At 53.3% G+C, this 2,500-nt stretch carries 1 tRNA gene and 2 rRNA genes (1 of these 3 cut by a window edge); all 3 read left to right on the top strand.

Annotation, left to right across the window (positions count from 1 at the left end):
* Positions 1-2,077, top strand: a 23S ribosomal RNA gene (locus BM151_RS21325); it begins 750 nt to the left of the window's first position.
* Positions 2,078-2,185: 108 nt separating this feature from the next.
* Positions 2,186-2,300: ribosomal RNA gene (gene rrf, locus BM151_RS21320) — 5S ribosomal RNA — on the top strand.
* A 55-nt stretch (positions 2,301-2,355) separates the two neighbouring features.
* Positions 2,356-2,432 (top strand) — tRNA-Met (locus tag BM151_RS21315).
* Positions 2,433-2,500 lie beyond the last annotated feature (68 nt).

Here is a 2,500-nt window from a genome sequence, read left to right as displayed (position 1 = left end):
GTCCGAACCCACACCTGTTGAAAAAGGTCGGGATGAGTTGTGCCTAGGGGTGAAAGGCCAATCAAACTCGGAGATAGCTGGTTCTCTGCGAAATCTATTTAGGTAGAGCGTCATCCGAATACCCCGGGGGGTAGAGCACTGGATGGGTAATGGGGCCCCACAGGCTTACTGATCCTAACCAAACTCCGAATACCCGGGAGTACTAGATGGCAGACACACTGCGGGTGCTAACGCCCGTAGTGGAGAGGGAAACAACCCTGACCTCCAGCTAAGGCCCCTAATTCATGGCTAAGTGGGAAAGCAGGTGGGACGACCAAAACAACCAGGAGGTTGGCTTAGAAGCAGCCATCCTTTAAAGATAGCGTAACAGCTCACTGGTCTAGATAAGTTGTCCTGCGGCGAAGATGTAACGGGGCTCAAGCCATGAGCCGAAGCTGAGGATGCCGTAAGGCATGGTAGCAGAGCGTAGTGTGACATAGTCTCATGTGTCCTTACCTTCTTCGGAAGGCTTGGACACAAGAGGCTTTCTGTGAAGCCGGCGTGTGAACGATCCGGTGGAGAGATCACTAGTGAGAATGATGACATGAGTAGCGACAAACAGGGTGAGAGACCCTGTCGCCGAAAGTCCAAGGGTTCCTGCTTAAAGCTAATCTGAGCAGGGTAAGCCGACCCCTAAGGCGAGGCCGAAAGGCGTAGTCGATGGGAACCAGGTTAATATTCCTGGGCCAGAGAGAAGTGACGGATCGCAAAGGTTGTTCATCCTTATCGGATTGAATGGGCAGCTCAGCGGTCCCTGGAAATAGCCTCTCATTAGATCGTACCCTAAACCGACACAGGTGGACTGGTAGAGAATACCAAGGCGCTTGAGAGAACGATGTTGAAGGAACTCGGCAAAATACCTCCGTAAGTTCGCGAGAAGGAGGCCCAGTTTCTACGCAAGTATTGGCTGGGGGCACAAACCAGGGGGTGGCGACTGTTTACTAAAAACACAGGGCTCTGCGAAGTCGCAAGACGACGTATAGGGTCTGACGCCTGCCCGGTGCCTGAAGGTTAAAAGGAGGAGTGCAAGCTCCGAATTGAAGCCCAGGTAAACGGCGGCCGTAACTATAACGGTCCTAAGGTAGCGAAATTCCTTGTCGGGTAAGTTCCGACCTGCACGAATGGCGTAACGACTTCCCCGCTGTCTCCAACATCGACTCAGCGAAATTGAATTGCCTGTCAAGATGCAGGCTTCCCGCGGTTAGACGGAAAGACCCCGTGCACCTTTACTACAGCTTCACACTGGCATTAGGCCGAACATGTGCAGGATAGGTGGTGGGCTTTGAAGCAGGGACGCCAGTCCCTGTGGAGCCTCCCTTGAGATACCACCCTTGTTCTGCTTGATGTCTAACCGCGGTCCGTTATCCGGATCCGGGACCCTGTGTGGCGGGTAGTTTGACTGGGGCGGTCGCCTCCCAAAGAGTAACGGAGGCGCGCGAAGGTTGGCTCAGAGCGGTCGGAAATCGCTCGTTGAGTGCAATGGCAGAAGCCAGCCTGACTGCAAGACTGACAAGTCGAGCAGAGACGAAAGTCGGCCATAGTGATCCGGTGGTCCCGAGTGGAAGGGCCATCGCTCAACGGATAAAAGGTACGCCGGGGATAACAGGCTGATACTGCCCAAGAGTCCATATCGACGGCAGTGTTTGGCACCTCGATGTCGGCTCATCTCATCCTGGGGCTGGAGCAGGTCCCAAGGGTATGGCTGTTCGCCATTTAAAGAGGTACGTGAGCTGGGTTTAGAACGTCGTGAGACAGTTCGGTCCCTATCTGCCGTGGGTGTAGGATACTTGAGAGGAGTTGCCCCTAGTACGAGAGGACCGGGGTGAACGATCCACTGGTGGACCTGTTGTTGCGCCAGCAGCAGTGCAGGGTAGCTATGATCGGAAAGGATAACCGCTGAAGGCATCTAAGCGGGAAGCCCCCCTCAAAACAAGGTATCCCTGAGGGCCGTGGAAGACCACCACGTCGATAGGCTGGAGATGTAAGTGCAGCAATGCATTCAGTTGACCAGTACTAATTGCCCGATAGGCTTGATTTGATCCAGTAAAAGCAAAACTTTTGCTTCGCACTCAAGTAGCGAAGCGGTAGGGCTTCAAAGGACAATATCAAAAGCATACACACATACTTGACTTGGCTCTTTATTCGGTTTGGTGGTCACAGCAACAGTGAAACACCCGATCCCTTCCCGAACTCGGCCGTTAAGCACGTTCGCGCCAATGGTACTGCGTCTCAAGACGTGGGAGAGTAGGTCACCGCCAAACCTAATAAAGAGCCAATAATCTCTCAATCGATGAAATCAAATATAGTCGACCCTGGCGCGGGATGGAGCAGCCCGGTAGCTCGTCAGGCTCATAACCTGAAGGTCGTAGGTTCAAATCCTACTCCCGCAACCAAGGTCGAACAACTAAATACCCATATAATATCAACGATATAGCCGCCCATAGGGCGGCTTTCTGCGTTT

Origin of the sequence: Celeribacter neptunius (assembly GCF_900113955.1) — a bacterium.
Classification (GTDB): domain Bacteria; phylum Pseudomonadota; class Alphaproteobacteria; order Rhodobacterales; family Rhodobacteraceae; genus Celeribacter; species Celeribacter neptunius.
The sequence above is the reverse complement of the archived record's forward strand: the minus strand, read 5'-3'. Positions and strand labels throughout refer to the sequence as shown.